Source organism: Thioclava sp. (assembly GCF_048263065.1).
Classification (GTDB): Bacteria; Pseudomonadota; Alphaproteobacteria; order Rhodobacterales; family Rhodobacteraceae; genus Thioclava.
This window is the reverse complement of record NZ_JBLXEM010000042.1, coordinates 1-16,612: the sequence shown is the minus strand read 5'-3', so window position 1 is coordinate 16,612 and position 16,612 is coordinate 1. Positions and strand designations below refer to the sequence as shown.

Below are 16,612 nucleotides of genomic sequence, written 5' to 3'. Positions count from 1 at the left end.
CGAGGTTGTGAAATTTGACTGATCATTCTCGCGCGCTACCGCTTGCCACAAGCCGCGTCAATAACTTGACGATGCCCCTCCATGGCATCCTTCGCGGTCAGGAAACAGCGTCTGTTCGCGATCGCCTCCGCGATTTCTGTTTTAGGAATCACAGTATGGACATGGCCAAAGCCGGAACGATGTTGCTTCCCATGGACGTCAGCTTGCCGAACGCGACACATGGGATCACTGCTATGCTCTCGGCGCGCCGCTGCCGACCATCGGGGTTGCACGGGTCAACAAGGTCAGCCTCCTGATCCGGCTGATTGTTCTGGCGTTCGCCGCCAACGCAAGCTGCGGGACTGCCAGTGCAGGATGCCTGCCACCGTGGCCCAGTAGATGACCCAGCCCCCCAGCGTTGCCATATCGGGCGCGGCGCGGTAACCGGTCAGCGCCGAGAGCAACCCGCCGAGACGGCCCCCGTCGTCGAGTAGCGCGCTCATATCCCAGAGGGGGGTGCCGAAGGGCAGGATGCCAGCCGATACGAGATCGTCCACGCCGGTGGTGAAGAGCGCCGCCCCGAGCAGCAGCAGCATGACCTCGGACACCCGGAAGAAGCCGCGCCACGGTAGGAACCGCGCCCCGGCCCGCAGCAGCACATAGCTCGCCAGCGCTGTGGCAAAGCCCACGGTAATCGAGGCCAAAACGCCGGTCATCTCGCTCTGTTTCGCGGCGGCGAGCGAGCCGTAGAGAAAGACGACCGTCTCCGAGCCTTCGCGCGCCACCGCTGCCATGGCGAGGATGAACACCGCCCACCACCCTTGGCGCATGGCGGCAGCCTTTAGCCCTGCCTCGAGGTCGCGTTTGAGCGTGCGGCCGTGGCCGCGCATCCAGACGACCATCTGCACGATCAGCCCTGCGGCCACGAACACCATCACCGTCATCACGTCCTGACGCAGGCCAGCCGAAAGGAGCTTCGAGAACCCCAACAGCGTCAGTGCGAAGGCTAGGGCCAGCGCAAGCCCGGTCAGCACGCCGCCCCAGAGGAACCGCGCCGCTCGCCGACCCGCACCCTCATGCGCCAGCCAGCCCGAGAGAATGCCTATGACGAGAAGCGCCTCGACGCTCTCGCGCCACAGGATGAAGATGATCTGTCCGTCCATGACATTCTCCTGCGCGTGACCGGTAGATTACTTGACGACGATCGTGCCCTTGGCGGTGTCGAGGTCTTCGTGAAATTCCTCGACGAAGGGGTAGCTGCCCGCCGGAAGCGCTCTCAGCTGGATCGTCTCGGTCTCGCCCGGCGCGATGATCTTCTCGATGCGCAGGCGCTTGCTTTCGAACTCTGCTGCGGTCTCGCCTGTATTATAGACGGTCAGGGTGACCGCCTTGTCGGCAGGCAGTGCGATCGTCTGCGGCACCACCACCCCATCGGTCAGAGTGATCGTCGGACCGGTCTGGTCCGCGACGGCGAGGGCTGGCGTGCAGGCCAGCATGAGGAGCGCGGGGGCGAGGCGTGAAATGCGTGTCATTAGAATCCCACTTGTCTGTTTGGCGGCCTGAATATCCGACAAAAAGACTTGGGTCAATAATTCCCGATAAAAATACTCAACCGCTGAGGCGACTAACGGAGTTTGCTCGCCTGACAGACCGGGTCCGAACTTGCTGGTCGCCGATCCTTGTCGGAGCCCTTCGTGCGATCAATCCAGAACTACGATACCCAAATGCGTCTGCTCCGATTCGACGTGAATGTTGATCATCGCGGTCGGCACCGCGTACCGAAGCGCCGCCTCAATCTGATCGCAGCTCATCGAGGACGTCGTTACGGCGCTCGACCGCACATGCCGCAAGGCGGACTAAGGACGGGATATGCTCGAGATGTAGTCGTATTGCGTGGAGGCTTCTTGGATTAATGCGCGAATGCGTGCTGCAAGGAAGGCCTCGCCGGCAGGCTTTCGCAACGTGACCGATCTCTTCTGCGTATATCAGTATCCGCAGTTTGCGCTGAATCTCGCGTTGATCCTTGGTCATGAACATCACCTTCTTCCCAAACCTGGGAGGTTAAAGGAAATGTCCCGCGAGTAACGGCATATCTACAGTTCTTACAAAGTTGTAAATTGGTGACAAAAAGAAAGACCGAACGGCCTTCTAAATAGAGGGGGAGCGGATCGAACCGCCCTCAAATCGAATGGAGTCCGTTATGTCAGCCAAACGCTTCACCTTCAAATCCACCTTCGTGATCCTGCTTGCCGTTGCTGCGTTGGTGGGCCCGCTCGCGCCGCTAACCGCTGTTTCTGCGCATGCTGAAAAGGCCGTGGCACCCGAGAAGAACCCGCCGGGCGATATTCCCGATACGCAGGTTTTTATCCCTTACCAATCGGCGGGCTATTCGTTGCAGGTGCCCGAGGGCTGGGCGCGCAGCGGAACCGGCCCGACTGTGCGATTTGTGGGCAAGCTCGACGCCGTCGCAATCACGATCAGCAAGGCACCTGCGAAACTTGATCTGGCGTGGGTGAAAGACAGCTACCTTCCGGTGCTGGAAAAAACGGGCCGTGCGGTCAAACTTGGCAAGACCAGCACCGTAACGCTGCCCTTCGGCCAAGCCCTTCGGATCGACTATTCCGACAATTCCGAACCCAACGTGGTGACCGGCAAGCAGGTCCGGCTGGAGCACAACCTCTATTTGTTCGAACAGGGCGGAAAGATGGCAGCGCTGAACCTCTCGGCCCCCTATGGCGCCGACAACGTGGATCAATGGCGGCTGATGTCGCGCTCTTTCGGATGGAAATGAGATGGAGCGGCTTTGCGCGCATGACCTGTATCGCTTCTATCACACCGGTGACGATGAAGTAGCAGCACTCAGGGGTGTGAGCCTTGTGCTTGCGCCCGGTGAAATCGTGGCGGTCACCGGCCCTTCGGGCAGTGGCAAGTCTACGCTTCTGAACTGCCTTACCGGGCTCGATGAGCCCGATGCGGTCCAAGTTACTGCCGATGGCGAACTGATGACCCGCCGCCCGGAACCCGTGCGCGCAAAGTTGCGTGCGCGGGCCTTTGGGATTCTGATGCAATCGGGCAATTTGTTTCCCCATTTCACGGTGGCCGACAACATCAGGTTCCAGATGCGGATGGCGGGCCGGATGGACGAGGCGCGCGTTGACGAGTTGATCGGCGCTGTCGGGCTAAATCACCGGCGTGACGCGCTACCCGCACATCTGTCGGGCGGCGAGACGGCGCGCGCCGGGCTGGCGGTCGCGCTCGCGCTTGATCCGCCAATTCTGATCGCTGACGAGCCGACCGCCGAGGTGGACAGGGCGACCGAAGACGACCTGCTGGCATTGTTCGAAGCGCGGCGCAATTCGGACCTCACGACGCTGATCGCGACCCATAGCGAGGCGCTGGCCCATCACGCTGATCGCATTGTCCGGCTCAAAGACGGGAGGGTTGATCATGACTGACATACTCGCACGCGCCGAAGGGATCGCGATGCGCTATCCGGTTCCCGGCGGCACCCCCATCGCTGTTCTCGAGGGTATCGATTGTGAGATCGCGCAACGGGATCGGATCGCGATCATCGGCCCTTCTGGTAGTGGTAAATCCACCCTCATGCATATTCTCGGCGGACTGATCGCCCCGACGAGCGGGCGTGTCGAATGGCCGGCGTTAGGGGCGCGTGACACCTTGATGCCCGAAAATGTGCAGTTTGTGTTTCAAAGCCCAAGTCTGTTTCCCGCACTCGACGTGCTGGGCAACATCACCCTACCGCTGCTTCTGGCGAGCCGCGACGCAGGCGCAAAGGATCGCGCGCACGCGCTTTTGGCTCGGTTCGGCCTCGAAGAGCTTGCTGCCAAACTGCCCGAAGAGCTTTCGGGCGGTCAGGCGCAACGGATCGCGATGCTACGCGCGCTGACCACCGCGCCGCGACTAATTTTGGCCGATGAACCGACCGGACAGCTCGACAGCCACACCGCCGAACATTTCCTAGACGGCGTGCTTGAGATCGCAGCGCGGGCGGGCATCGCGATAGTGATCGCCACCCATGACGCGCATGTCGCGGCCCGTATGGCTCGGCTTTGGACGATGGATCACGGCAGACTCGTCAAGTCGGCCCAGCAGATGGAAGACGCATGATGCTTACACTCTGGATTTCGAAACTTGCGCGCGACCGGGCGTGGCGGCTTTCCGGCACCATCCTCGGGGTGGCCCTGACTGTGGCGCTGATCGCGGTGCTCGCGGGGTTTTTGACCGCCAGCACGCGAACGATGACGATGCGCGCCGTCGCATCGGTGCCGATCGACTGGCAGGTCGAGGCCGTGCCCGGCGCCGATCCGGCAAAGATAAAGGCCGACATAATGCAATCGGCCAAGGTCGCGGCGGTGCGCGAGGCCTTCTACGCCACGACCACCGGCCTACAGGCCAGCACCGGCGGGACGGTTCAGACCACCGGACCGGGTAAGGTCGTCGCTCTTGGCAAGGATTATCTGCCCACCTTCCCGCGCGAGATACGCCTGTTGTCGGGCACACCAGATGGCCCGCTGCTGGCGCAGCAGACAGCGGCCAACCTGCACGCGCGCGCGGGCGATACCGTCACGATTAACCGTCCCGGCCTGCCGCCCGTGCAGGTGACAATTTCGGGCGTGGTCGATTTGCCGGATGCGGACTCCTTCTTCCAAGGCGTCGGGCTGCCCAAACAGGCCGCGCCGCAAGCGCCGCCCGATAACGTGGTGATGTTGCCACCAGCCCAATGGCATCGGTTCTTCGATCCGCAAAGCGCCGTGCGCCCCGATAGCACCCGTTTGCAATTCCATGTGCGTTTTGATCACAGCGCGCTGCCCAATCAACCAACTGCAGCCTACACGACCGTGACGGGGGGCGCGCATAACCTTGAGGCGCGTGTCGCGGGACAGGCGCTGGTTGCGAACAATCTTGGTGCGCGCTTCGATGCGGTGCGCGGCGACAGCCTGTATGCGACCGTGCTTTTCCTGTTCCTCGGCCTGCCCGGGGTGGCCCTAGCCGCGTTGCTGACATTTGCGGTAACCGCCAGCGGCGGCGACCGTCGCCGTGCAGACCAAAGCCTGCTGCGCATCCGTGGCGCAACGCGCGCCCAGATTCTGTCGCTTGCGGCTGGCGAGGCACTCGCCGTCGGCCTTGGCGGCACGATTTTCGGCCTTGCTCTCGCGGCGGTGTCTGCCTGGCTTTTGGGGCTGGCGATCGCGGGCTGGGCGATTGCAACAGGGATCGCGGCCCTTGGCGGCGTCTCGCTCGCCCTTGGCGCGGTGCTTTGGCCCGCATGGCGCGATCTTCAGGGACGCACCGTCGCGGCAGCGCGTCGTGCGGTCGGGCGGGCCCAGACCCCGATCTGGCGCCGATTCGGGCTTGATCTGGTCTTGCTTGCGGGGGCCGCGCTTGCCTTTTGGCAAAGTGCCAGCACCGGCTATCAGATCGTTCTGGCCCCCGAGGGCGTCCCCGCCACTGCAGTGGATTACAAGGCTTTCCTTGCGCCAGCCTTGTTCTGGCTCGGCTCGGCGCTTCTGCTGCTGCGCCTGTCGGATCTGTTGATCGGGGGCGCGCCGCAGATCGTTTCGCGGCTCATCCGACCGACTGCCGGACGGCTGTCGCCGCTGATCGCAACCGCGCTGTCGCGGCAATCACGGCGGCTGACCGGTGGGATCGCGATGGCGGCAATGGCGCTGGCCTTCGCGGCTTCGACGGCGATTTTCAACACCACTTATAATGGTCAGGCGCGCGTGGATGCAGAGCTAACCAACGGCGCTGACGTGACAGTCTTTGGCACAACGGCCAACCCGGCCGGACCGCTTCTTTCTACGTTGGAGAAGGTTCCGGGCGTCGCCGCTGCCGTGCCGATGATGCACCGTTTTGCCTATGTCGGCGCCGATTTGCAGGATATCTACGGCATCCAACCTGATCAGTTGACCAAGGTGACGCGCCTGTCGAACGCCTATTTCCGGGGCGGCAGCGTGCAGTCGATCCTAGCTAAGCTCAAGGACACGCCCGACGGTGTGCTGGTCTCGGAAGAAACGGTGAAGGATTTCCAACTCAATACCGGCGACAAGATCAACCTGCGCCTGATGAGCGGGGCTGATCACCAGTATCACACCATCCCCTTCCACTTCATCGGTGTGGCGCGAGAGTTTCCGACAGCACCCAAGGACAGCTTTCTGGTGACCAATGCCGACTATATCGCGAAGGCCACAGGAATCGTGCCGGCAGAATATGTGCTGATGAAAGCCTCCGCACCGCCCGCCACAGTGACGGCTGACGTGCGCGCGGCGCTGAACGGCGCTCCGGGGATGCAGGTCAAGGATATCGGCAGCGTGACCCATATCATCGGGTCGAGCCTGACCTCGGTGGACCTGTCGGGCCTGACCCGGATCGAGTTGTCCTTCGCCATCCTCATTGCCGCGGCCGCAGCAGGATTGATGCTGGCGCTGGGATTTGCGGACCGCAAGCGCGCCTTTGCGATCCTCACGGCGGTCGGGGCCAAACCGCGCCAACTGGCCAGTTTTCTGCGCGCAGAGGGCGCGTTGATCGCAGCGGGCGGGATCGCCTTCGGCGTTGTCTATGGCGTGCTGGCGGCGTGGCTGCTGGTCAAGTTGCTGACCGGAGTTTTCGATCCACCGCCCGAGACGCTGATGGTCCCCTATGGCTACCTAGGGTTGGTCGTGCTGATGGGCGTCCTCTCGGTTGCGGGGGCGGTCTGGTTCGCGCGGCACCGCTCGGCCCATGGCGTCACGGAATTGCTCCGTGAGTTGTAGGACCACGACGGGGAAGCAGGCCGTTGCGTCCCCCTGAGTATGTCGTCTCGTCATCGCGGCCCTTCGATTGGCAAGAAAGCACCCTGCGGCGTCGATTTGTGCTGCGCACACACACCCGGAAGGCTTCAACCGCAGGAAATCCTGCCATGAGTTTCTGTCCGCTCGGGGAGTGCGAGGCAGAGCCCTACAGATCGACTTTTTCCAACCAACATCGGAACACGAAAATGATGCATCATTTTGCCCCAGCTTTGACAGTGGTCATTCCGACCTACGACGAGCGCGAAAATATCCGCCCGCTGTCGGCCATGCTTGAAGCTGCGTTAAATGCGGTCGCCTATGAGGTGATCTTCGTCGATGACGACAGTGGCGACGGCACCGCTGATGAAGTGCGCGCGGTTGCCGCCGAAGATCCAAAAGTACGATTGATCAGTCGGGTCGGGCGGCGCGGCCTCGCCGGGGCCTGCATCGAAGGCATGCTGTCGGCGATCTCCCCTCTGGTCGCGGTGATGGACGCAGACATGCAGCATGACGAACGCCTTCTCCCCGAGATGTTCCGTCGTCTGTCGAATGATCCAAGCCTCGACATCGTGATCGGCTCGCGCCATGTCGATGGGGGGGCCGCATCCAGCGGCTTTTCGCGTCCGCGCAGCTGGGGTTCGAAACGTGCCAACGCACTGGCGCGCCGCCTGCTGTCGATCAAGGCAAGTGATCCGATGAGTGGTTTTTTCGTTCTGCGCCGAAGCTCCCTGAATGAGGTGGTCTGTGGCCTCCAACCTGACGGTTTCAAATTGTTGGCCGACATGTTGTCTATGGCGAGAGGACGTTGGAACGTGCTGGAACTGCCCTATGACTTTCGGCCGCGTGTGGCGGGCCGCTCAAAGATGGACATAGCGGTCACGCTGGAATTCGTAGCACTCCTTCTGTCTCGGTTGACTGGCGGACTTCTGCCGGTTCGCTTCGTGATGTTTGGTTTCGTCGGCGCCAGCGGTCTCGTCGTGCAATTGGCGGCCGTCTGGGCGGGGCTGGCAATGGCAGGCAATTTTGAGGTGGCGCAGGCCACTGGCATCTGGATCGCGATGACCACGAACTTCCTGCTCAACAACAGCCTGACCTGGCGCGAAAGGCGGCTAAGGGGGCGGGCGTTTTTCACAGGGCTGCTGGCCTTCTACTTGGTTTGCTGTTTGGGGGCATCGGCAAATTTGGGCGTATCAACCGTGTTGTTTCAACTGGTTCCCGTCTGGTGGCTGGCAAGCGCGGCCGGGGCCGTCGTCGGAGCAATTTGGAACTTCTGGGCCAGCCTGATCGTCACCTGGCGGGCCCGATGAGCGCGGTTTCAGGTTCTGCCGTCCCCGAAAGTCGTCTTTCGCGTTCTCAAGTCACGCCGGTCTTGTTGCTGACGCTGGCCATCGGGCTGGTGCATCTTGCTATGGCAGGCCTCATCCCGGTGTTCAACGACGAGGCTTACTACGCGCTTTGGGCCACCCGCCTTGCACCTGACTATTATGACCACCCGCCAATGATCGCCCTTTGGATTTGGGTGGGCGAGGCCCTGCTGGGGTCTGGCCCTGCTGGGATACGACTCGTCTCGGTAGTGGGGTTCGCGTCGGTCACCCTGTTGACTTGGAATATCGCACGGTGCCTCGGAGCGGGTCCGCGGCGCGCCTTTGCTGCGGCGCTTTTCTACAACATTATGGCGCTGCCTGCCGCACTTGGGTTCACAGCCACCCCGGATGCTCCCTCGACCTTCTTCTGGGCACTGAGCCTATGGCTGACGGTGCGCGCCGCCGACCCAAAGGGAGGGCGACGGCTTTGGGCGCTTGCCGGGGTTGCCGCCGGATTGGGCGTGCTGTCCAAATTCACCAATCTGTTTTTCGGGGTCGGGGTGCTGGCCTGGCTGCTGGCCAGCCGCGAAGGCCGTCGCCGCTTGCTGAGTTCTGGTCCATGGATCATGGCGGCGACAACCCTACTGACATTGGCCCCGTTTCTTCTGTGGAACGCCACGCATGAATGGTATGGGTTCGAACGCCAGTTCAGCCGCCTCGACGCATCCGTTTCGCACGGCAGCCATATGGGCGACTACCTTGCAGCAACGATCTTGTCCGTGACACCCCTCTTGATCGTGCCTGTTCTGCGCGGGATCTGGCGCGCGAGGGGCGTGGCCGCGCTTATGACGGCGACTTCCCTGCCGTCCCTGCTGTTCCTAGGATATCACGCGCTGACTGCGGCGGTGCAGGCAAACTGGATTGTTCCGCTATGCCCCGGTCTCGCTGTATTGGCAGCGGTGGGCCTGCGCAAACCCGGCCTCTTTCGTGTCGGCGTTCCGGCCTTGGCGGGCGGTGGGGTGGCCGTTGCAGGATTGGTGTTGGCCTTCTGGCCCGGCGCGCCGGTCTTTCCCGGCGACAATCCGGCAAACCAGACCAAGGGCTGGCCAGACATGACCCGCGCTCTGGGGGTGCGGGCCGAACATTCCAGTGCCCGCTGGATCGCAACTGATGATTACGGAACCACTGGCGCGCTGGCGCTGCGCTTCCCTGCGTTGCCGGTCTGGCAAGTGACGGAAACCAGACGGTACCTGTTTCGTTACACGATGCCGCACGCGCTTTGTTCGGCGCCGGGGCTTCTGGTTCAGCCGATGCCGGTCGCAGCGAATGAAGGCGCAACGACGCTGTTCGAGACCGCCGGACGGCCCGAAGTGTTGACGCGCGCCTCGCGCGGAGCAGCTTTGAAGCGCTACCAGGTGACGGAGGTCCGAGGGCTTCGAACCTGTACTGAGAGCGCGACAGTGATTCCGGCAGAGATCTTGCGAACACCACGTTAGACGCATCGCGCCAAGGGGCGTTGTCACATTAAGTCGCCCAGTCTGGAAGCTTGGGTTGCGGAGGGACATCAAGCGACGTTTGCTGCGGATTTCCAAGCGTTGAAAGCTTCGAGCCGATGGTAGCGTATGGTAAGAGCGGAACGACGGCGGGCTCGGCCGGAGAAGGAATTTCGGGTTGCGGACTGCATGGAGACGAAGCGCTGCAATCCACTCGGCGACCGGAAGCGAGAGTGTTCGACCTTTTGTGTAACTGGGGCTTGGTCCATGCTTCCTGAGAGAAGCAAGGACGATGACGATGACGATTTCCAAGGAACTGCTGGACGACCTGCTGAAGATCTGCTCGGCAACAACGGCATGATGAAAGAGTTGAAGATCAAGCTGATGGAGCGGATGCTGGGTGCCGAGCTGACCGCGCATTTGGGCTATGAGGAGGGCAAGGATGCGTCGTCCGATCAGGCCAACCGCCGTAACGGCTCATCAGCCAAACGATTGAAGGGCAAGGACGGCGAGTTGCCTATCGCCGTGCCGCGCGGCAGGGGCGGCAGCTTCGCGCCCGAACTGGTGAAGAAGGGCCAGACCCGGATTGATGGGATGGATGATAAGATTATCGGCCTCTACGCAGCCGGTCTGATGGATCGCGATATCCGCGCCCACCTCGAGGACGTCTATGGTCTGCAAGTGTCGCCAGACCTCATCAGCCGTGTCACGGATGCGGTGCTGGACGAGGTCAGGGAATGGCAGTCCCGGGCGCTGGATCGGATGTATCCGATCGTCATTTTTGACGCTCTGCGGGTCAGATCCGCGACGCCGATAGCCGTATGGTCAAAAACAAGGCCGTCTATGTCGCCCTCGGCGTCAACAGGGATGGCATGCGCGAGGTTCTGGGCCTGTGGATTGCCGACAACGAACGCGCCAAATTCTGGCTGTCAGTGATGACGGAACTGAAGAACCGCAGGGTGCAGGACATCCTGATCGCGGTCATGGATGGCCTCAAGGGCTTCCCTGACGCCATCACCGCAGCCTACCCGGAAACCGCAGTGCAAACCTGCATCGTTCACCTCGTGCACCACTCGCTGAACTTCTGCGCATGGAAGGATCGCAAGGAGATGGCCAAGGACCTGCGACGGATTTACAACGCCCCGACCGCCGATCAGGCGGCCGCCGAGCTGAATGCCTTCGAGGAAAAATGGGCCGGTAAATACGCTTCCATCGCCCCAGCCTAGCGCAGGGCATGACAAGAAATGATCCCATTCTTAGCCTTCGACCCGCAAGATCATTTACACCACGAACGCGATAGAGAGTTTGAACCGGGTGATCCGAAAATTAATCAAAACCCGCGGGTCATTCCCAACCGAGGAGGCTGCCACGAAGCTGATCTACCTGGCGATCCGCAACTTCGAAAAAGGAGGACGAAATGTTCGGGAATGGTTTGCCGCCCGCCATCATTTCGCCATAATGTTCGAAGATCGATTCAATGCGTGACTGTATCTAAAACCCGCATGGGCCAGCCCAGATACACAGAGTTCATGACACTCCCCCGGAAGCCTTGCATTACTCGCTCTCGTTTCCTGAGCGGCCGGCGACTGTTCTCGGCGCAATAATTGAGTCCCTTGTGCGACCAATGATCAAGGCCAGGCGCGACCTCGCGTTTGGCGGCGCCGTAGGATCGCAATTTGTCCGTAATGATTCTTTTGGGCACGAAACCCCAGCGTTTCATTAGCTTGACCAAAAGCCGCTTGGCCGCGCGCTTGTCTCGCCTCGATTGCAGTATCTCATCAAGAACAACGCCGTGTTGGTCGACATCACGTCACAGCCAGTATTACCGGCCCGCGATCTTTACGACGACTTCGTCCAGATGCCAGACCTCGCCGGGGCGCGGCTGCCGTCGTCGTAGAACGTGGGTGATCAACGGGCCGAACTTGACAGTCCAGCGCCGGATCGTCTCGTACGAAACCTCTACGCCACATGCCAGCATCATCTCCTCGACCTCGCGCAGGCTCAAGTTGAACCGGACGTAGAGCCAAACAACATGAGCAATGATCTGGGGCGAAAACCCCCTCTTGTCTTATGAATTGAGCAGTTCCTGTGCGAAGCTGGAATAGCTGCCCGTTAATGTGACAACACCCGATTAGGAGATTGAGATGATGACGAAATCTGCAATTTCGAAGGGTGCGGCTGGCTTAGACCTCTCTCAAGTGGGCTTTGCTACTGCTTTCCAACGTCGAGTTTCTGCAGGCTTCAGAAGAACTGTTTGTGTGCTGGCATGAGGCTCGTCCGTCAACTTTGATTCTGAACCAAATATACTCATGATGCTTGATGAGACACCATCTCAAATATACCTAGAAACGTCGCCCGGCTTCCAAAGATAGTGCTAAGAACCAAAGGCCAGCACGGATTGCATTGCAACCATGACGACGTGCATATTCGGAATAGAAGCCAAGGACAGCCACCAGATATGTCGCACTCGCTCGATCAGATTTTGCCCTCGCTCGCATCGCTAGGTCTGTGGTCCTACTGGATCCTCGGCACGGCGGCGCTGCTCGAAGCGTTTTTCGTTACCGGACTGTTCGTTCCAGGAATGCTGGTGGTGGCCGCTGGGGGCATTCTCGTGCAGCAGGGCGAGATCGACTATTTCGACCTCGCTTGGTTTGTCGCAATCGGCTCATTTTTTGGCGGGGAAGCCAGTTACTGGGCCGGAGTGCTGGCGCGAAAGGGAATTGAACGGCGCTGGAACCCCATGCAATCGCCACAATACAATCGGGCACATCAACTGTTCGCGCGGCGCGGCGGTCTTGCTTTGGTTATCGGACGGTTTTTCGGTCCACTCGCAGGCTTTGTCACGCTTGCCGCCGCGCTTTCGGGAATGCCGCGACGGCGGTTCGCGATCTGGAACGCGTTCAGCGGTATTCCCTATGCCCTGCTCGTTCCGCTTGCTGGATACCTTCTGGGCGATGTCTTCACCCGTATCGGGCCGATGATAACGCGAGTCACGCTTTTTTCCGGCGCCGTCTTGCTGGCGCTTTTGGTCTTGTGGTGGCTGGTCATGCGGATCGGGCGCATGCTACCCTTCTTACGCTCGATCCTGCGCTCAATCGCGCGTGCCGTGGCCGAAAACGAGGATGTGCGCGAATGGGCGGGGCGTAACCCACGCATGACGCGCTTTCTTGCGCATCGCTTTGACAGAACTCAGTTCTCGGGTTTGACCACAACCTTGCTCGCCATTGCGATCAGCTATGTCCTCACGACTTGGGTAGATAGCAGCACCAGTTTTCTGAGTGGTGACGCGATCGTGCAGACAGACGTACGGCTTGCGAACCTTATCCACGCTTTCTGGGCTCCGTGGCTTATCATTGTCTTCACCTGTGTCAGCGCGCTTGCTGATCTGCGTGTTATGGTGCTCATGATGTTTGTCGTGCTTACGTGGCTATGGGTGCGCAAGCGCCCTGACCTGCTGCTTGGACTCAGCGTGTCAGTGATCGGCAACGTTTGCACTGTCGCCCTGCTTAAAGATTTTTTCCAACGCCCGCGCCCTGATCTCGCCTATTTCGTGGACCAATCCGGCAGTTTCCCGTCCGGTCAGGCAGCGATTTCAGCTTCCTTTTACGCGATGGTGTGTTTCGTCATGTGGAAGCTAAAATGGCTTGGACCGGTTCGTGCGGCGCTGCTGGCGGTGACAGTGGGCTTTGTGATCGGGCTTTCGGGGCTTTACCTGATCGAGCACTATCTGAGCGACGTGATCAATGGCTGGCTCGTCGGTGCGCTCTGGATGCTAATCGGTATTGCCATCGCAGAATGGTGGCGTACGTCCCGACCCAAGCCCGCCTTAGAGACCCCGCGCGGCGTTGCCTTGCCAGCCGTAATAAGTCTGGTTTTTATCAGCATCGCGGTCTGGCAGGTCGCAGACTATGAAAGAACGCGCAACGTCGTTGTGACAACCGTGGTTGATCACTCGGTGACGAATATCGCCCAGCTATTCGCCTCAGGAACTGCGTCAAATGAGACCGAAAGCGTCTTCGGAAATCCGCTGGAGCCGATCAATATCATCGTTCTGGAGCGCGATGACGCTGCCATAAAACACGCGATGACGCAGGCTGGTTGGACGCAAGCCCTTAAACCAACAGCCATCGCGCTGGCGCGTGCGGGGGTCGCAGCGTTGACCAACAGCGAGGACGCCAACGCCCCGGTCACCCCCTATTTCTGGCAAACCCAGCCGAACGATTTCGCATTCCAAAAACCAACCGCCGACAAAAGCCTGCGCAAACGTCACCACGTTCGTTTCTGGCGCACACGCTACATGACCCCTGCCGGCCTGCGCCTGTTCGTCGCCGCAGCCAGCTTTGATGACGGGCTTGATTGGCAGCTTTTGCACCATATCGACCCAAATATCGATGCCGAGCGCGATCAGATCGTCAGCGATCTGACCAAGGCAGGCACCTTGGCAAGCACTGAAATGCTTGCCATATCCAAGCCGCGTCTGGGCCAGTCGGTTGCGGGAGATCCATGGTTCACAGACGGAAAAGCTGCGGTGCTGACACTCAAGTAGAAAGAGATTGGTCGGCGTCGCCTATCGGCTTTTCGCCGATCGATGCACCCAGGTCTGTGGAATGCGTGCAAGATCAAGAAGGCTGTCGAACAGATCAAGTATAGAGCCGATCACGCGTTCAAATCTGCGCGTCCGTCGCGCCAGTGCAATGATCCAGACCACGGCGAGGGCCACCACAAACGACCCGGCCATGTCGAGCGGCCAGTGAATGCCAAGCCAGACCCGAGCCCAGGCGACAGAAGCCGCAGCTGCGAAGGCAAGCCAGCCCCAGACACTTGGCCGCACGAACGCAAGAAGCGACAGCGCGACCCCAAACAGAAGAGTCCCATGGTCTGAGGGAAACGAGCCATCTGCCGCGTGTGCGATCAACTGGTTTCCGATGCCAAGCGCAAACGGTCGGGGGTGATACCAAAACGCCCCAATCGTAAAATTGACAGCCAAACCCAGACATGTGGCAAGCCCCACCAGCACCAGCGCGCGGCGTTGTTCGGCATGCGCACGCAGCCACCCGACGACAAGACCTACGGCAACGATGTAGAGACTCCAGTCGGCCAGAAAACACGCGAGCCAAAGCATGGCGGGCGACGGGTCGGCGGGGCCGTTGACAAGGGCAAAGAGTGTTTGATTGAGCTGTTCCATGCGCGTCAGGAACTTTATCCTCGCGCTCAAGTCAAGATGACGCAGCCAGCGCTCTCGAAATTGCGATCATCTCTAAATGGCCAGCATCAAGCTTGATCGCCCACACGCTGAACAATCCCGTCTCGAAGGCTGTATTGCGGCGCACATGTTGGTTAGAGGGGCCCAACCCGGTGCGACGTTCGAAGCCAATAGTTCCGGGATAGTGCTAAGAACGACACGGGACGGGAAAATGGCCTTATTCGTAATCCTCACGCTATCGGCATCCTGCGTGCTACTGGCGGTTCATTTGGCAAGCCTCGTTTTGGCAGTGCCGCGCTTGCGTCAGAGTGGGCAGTTCAGTGCACCCCCGCTTGATGCCCCGCGCATCACACTCCTGCGTCCGTTCAAAGGGCTGGAGTATCGTCTTGACGAAACGCTGGGGTCCAGCCTTATGCTTGATTACCCGAATTATCAGGTGCTCTTTTGTGTGGATGACGCCGAGGATCCGGCGGTTCCGCACGTGCGCCAGTTGATCGCAAAGCACCCAGACATTGATGCGCAGATTTTGATCGGGCGCGACCCGGTCAGCCACAATCCCAAGATCAACAACCTGATGAAAGGGTGGCGTGCAGCCGATGGCATCTATGTGGCGATGGCTGATAGCAACATCGTGCTACCGCGTGACTATCTCTCGCAGATGCTCGGGCGGTGGGACGCGCAAACGGGGCTGGTAAGTTCGCCCGCTGCGGGGGTTGATCCCCAAGGGTTCGGTGGGGCGCTCGAATGTGCCTTTCTAAATGGCTATCAAGCCCGCTGGCAGATTGCTGGTGATCAGGTCGGCCTGGGCTATGCGCAGGGCAAGACGCTGTTTTGGAACCGCGCCTTTCTAGAGTCGGCGGGTGGGCCTGCGGTGCTGGGACACAGCATCGCCGAGGACGCACAATCAACCAAACTCGTGCGCGCTGCAGGTTTAAAGGTGCGTCTGGCGCGCCGACCCCTTCCACAGCCAGTCGGGGCGCGCAGGGTCGCAACCGTCTGGAATCGCCAGCTTCGTTGGGCCATCATCCGTCGCGTGGCCTTTCCTGGCCTGTTTCTGGGAGAACCTCTCACTAGCGGGGCGGTACCACTGTTGCTGTTCGCGGCCGGAGCCGTGGCCAGTGATCTCCCGCTGGCTCTCATATTCGGCTATGCCGCGCTTTGGTATGGCGCAGAATGGGCGCTGACGCGGCTTGCTGGCTGGCCCGCAGCGATACGCATCCTCGCCGCCAGTCTTCTGCGCGATGCGATGATTCCAGTGCTTTGGGCATTGGCATGGACACGCAACTCCTTTGACTGGCAAGGCCATGAGGTCGGCGCGACAGAAAAAGATGCCCGATGAACAGCCCAGATCAGGCCGTGCATTTGTTGCAAGGCTATGGGCTGTGCGGTATTGCCATGTGTGGACGGTTCCTGTTTAGCAAGGCTTTTTTGACGCCGTGATCATCGCGGGTTGCGGTCATGTGTCCGGCCTGTTTGCGCGGCACCGCTGGCCGCTGGCCCTCCCTTTCGGGACATTGCGGTGCAATACCCTGTCGGGCAATGGATGAAGTCCGCGTGCCAGGTCCCTATCAAGTTGCCGGACTACGTCTGTCCTGGCAATACCACGGGGTGTTCTGGCTGCGGCTTGCTTTGATCATCATCACGTCTATTGCCCTTGCAGCTCAGTGTGCTGCGTAAACAATGCAGCTCTGTTCACCATTTATGCGGCTCGATAGGTTCCTCCTCTTGCCAAGAGCGCCCATACAATCTGAGCGGTTTTGTTGGCCCCCTCTTGTCTTATGAATTGAGCAGTTCCTGTGTGAAGCTGGAATAGCTGCCCGGCACGGCAGTCGCTTGCGACAC

11 protein-coding genes and 2 pseudogenes are annotated in these 16,612 nt (G+C 60.4%); 9 read left to right on the top strand and 4 right to left on the bottom strand.

Going from position 1 to position 16,612, the window contains the following annotated elements:
• Positions 1-284: 284 nt before the first annotated feature.
• Complete coding sequence (locus tag ACN0SD_RS19275; protein ID WP_417809822.1) at positions 285-1,142, bottom strand: FTR1 family iron permease; 858 nt, start codon at positions 1,140-1,142, stop codon at positions 285-287.
• A gap of 27 nt (positions 1,143-1,169) precedes the next feature.
• A complete protein-coding gene (locus ACN0SD_RS19270; protein ID WP_417809821.1) occupies positions 1,170-1,511 on the bottom strand; it encodes a cupredoxin domain-containing protein in 342 nt (113 codons plus the stop codon).
• Between the two features lie 668 nt (positions 1,512-2,179).
• Between ACN0SD_RS19270 and ACN0SD_RS19265 the strand changes: the two genes are divergently transcribed.
• From ACN0SD_RS19265 to ACN0SD_RS19235, 7 genes and pseudogenes are all read left to right on the top strand, one after another.
• Complete coding sequence (locus ACN0SD_RS19265; protein WP_417809820.1) at positions 2,180-2,770, top strand: hypothetical protein; 591 nt, start codon at positions 2,180-2,182, stop codon at positions 2,768-2,770.
• 1 nt (position 2,771) lies between these two features.
• A complete protein-coding gene (locus ACN0SD_RS19260; RefSeq protein ID WP_417809819.1) occupies positions 2,772-3,434 on the top strand; it encodes an ABC transporter ATP-binding protein in 663 nt (220 codons plus the stop codon).
• Positions 3,427-4,107 carry an ABC transporter ATP-binding protein gene (locus ACN0SD_RS19255; RefSeq protein WP_417809818.1) on the top strand — a complete coding sequence of 227 codons (681 nt, stop codon included), beginning with the start codon at positions 3,427-3,429 and terminating at the stop codon, positions 4,105-4,107. The genes ACN0SD_RS19260 and ACN0SD_RS19255 overlap by 8 nt, the downstream gene beginning before the upstream one ends.
• A complete protein-coding gene (locus tag ACN0SD_RS19250) occupies positions 4,104-6,752 on the top strand; it encodes an ABC transporter permease (protein ID WP_417809817.1) in 2,649 nt (882 codons plus the stop codon). Before ACN0SD_RS19255 ends, ACN0SD_RS19250 begins: the two co-directional genes overlap by 4 nt.
• A 146-nt stretch (positions 6,753-6,898) precedes the next feature.
• Positions 6,899-8,077, top strand: a complete 1,179-nt coding sequence (locus tag ACN0SD_RS19245; RefSeq protein ID WP_417809816.1) for a glycosyltransferase — start codon at positions 6,899-6,901, stop codon at positions 8,075-8,077.
• Positions 8,074-9,570 carry an ArnT family glycosyltransferase gene (locus ACN0SD_RS19240; RefSeq protein ID WP_417809815.1) on the top strand — a complete coding sequence of 499 codons (1,497 nt, stop codon included), beginning with the start codon at positions 8,074-8,076 and terminating at the stop codon, positions 9,568-9,570. Before ACN0SD_RS19245 ends, ACN0SD_RS19240 begins: the two co-directional genes overlap by 4 nt.
• A gap of 264 nt (positions 9,571-9,834) precedes the next feature.
• A pseudogene (locus ACN0SD_RS19235) lies at positions 9,835-11,052 on the top strand (IS256 family transposase).
• A gap of 55 nt (positions 11,053-11,107) precedes the next feature.
• On the opposite strand, the pseudogene ACN0SD_RS19230 reads toward ACN0SD_RS19235, so the two are convergent.
• A pseudogene (locus ACN0SD_RS19230) lies at positions 11,108-11,611 on the bottom strand (IS6 family transposase); the annotation flags it as partial.
• A gap of 414 nt (positions 11,612-12,025) precedes the next feature.
• Here ACN0SD_RS19230 and ACN0SD_RS19225 point away from each other — a divergent pair.
• Positions 12,026-14,113, top strand: coding sequence for an LssY C-terminal domain-containing protein (locus tag ACN0SD_RS19225; RefSeq protein ID WP_417809814.1), 2,088 nt, complete (start codon positions 12,026-12,028; stop codon positions 14,111-14,113).
• 21 nt (positions 14,114-14,134) lie between these two features.
• On the opposite strand, the gene ACN0SD_RS19220 is transcribed toward ACN0SD_RS19225, so the two are convergent.
• Entirely contained in the window at positions 14,135-14,752 is a 618-nt protein-coding gene (locus ACN0SD_RS19220; RefSeq protein WP_417809813.1) for an undecaprenyl-diphosphatase, read from the bottom strand.
• 229 nt (positions 14,753-14,981) lie between these two features.
• Between ACN0SD_RS19220 and ACN0SD_RS19215 the strand changes: the two genes are divergently transcribed.
• Positions 14,982-16,109 carry a ceramide glucosyltransferase gene (locus ACN0SD_RS19215; RefSeq protein ID WP_417809812.1) on the top strand — a complete coding sequence of 376 codons (1,128 nt, stop codon included), beginning with the start codon at positions 14,982-14,984 and terminating at the stop codon, positions 16,107-16,109.
• Positions 16,110-16,612 lie beyond the last annotated feature (503 nt).

Coding starts and splice junctions, on each gene's coding strand:
- ACN0SD_RS19275 (WP_417809822.1), bottom strand. CDS start 1,142: ATGGACGGACAGATCATCTTCATCCTGTGGCGCGAGAGCGTCGAGGCG.
- ACN0SD_RS19270 (WP_417809821.1), bottom strand. CDS start 1,511: ATGACACGCATTTCACGCCTCGCCCCCGCGCTCCTCATGCTGGCCTGC.
- ACN0SD_RS19265 (WP_417809820.1), top strand. CDS start 2,180: ATGTCAGCCAAACGCTTCACCTTCAAATCCACCTTCGTGATCCTGCTT.
- ACN0SD_RS19260 (WP_417809819.1), top strand. CDS start 2,772: ATGGAGCGGCTTTGCGCGCATGACCTGTATCGCTTCTATCACACCGGT.
- ACN0SD_RS19255 (WP_417809818.1), top strand. CDS start 3,427: ATGACTGACATACTCGCACGCGCCGAAGGGATCGCGATGCGCTATCCG.
- ACN0SD_RS19250 (WP_417809817.1), top strand. CDS start 4,104: ATGATGCTTACACTCTGGATTTCGAAACTTGCGCGCGACCGGGCGTGG.
- ACN0SD_RS19245 (WP_417809816.1), top strand. CDS start 6,899: ATGAGTTTCTGTCCGCTCGGGGAGTGCGAGGCAGAGCCCTACAGATCG.
- ACN0SD_RS19240 (WP_417809815.1), top strand. CDS start 8,074: ATGAGCGCGGTTTCAGGTTCTGCCGTCCCCGAAAGTCGTCTTTCGCGT.
- ACN0SD_RS19225 (WP_417809814.1), top strand. CDS start 12,026: ATGTCGCACTCGCTCGATCAGATTTTGCCCTCGCTCGCATCGCTAGGT.
- ACN0SD_RS19220 (WP_417809813.1), bottom strand. CDS start 14,752: ATGGAACAGCTCAATCAAACACTCTTTGCCCTTGTCAACGGCCCCGCC.
- ACN0SD_RS19215 (WP_417809812.1), top strand. CDS start 14,982: ATGGCCTTATTCGTAATCCTCACGCTATCGGCATCCTGCGTGCTACTG.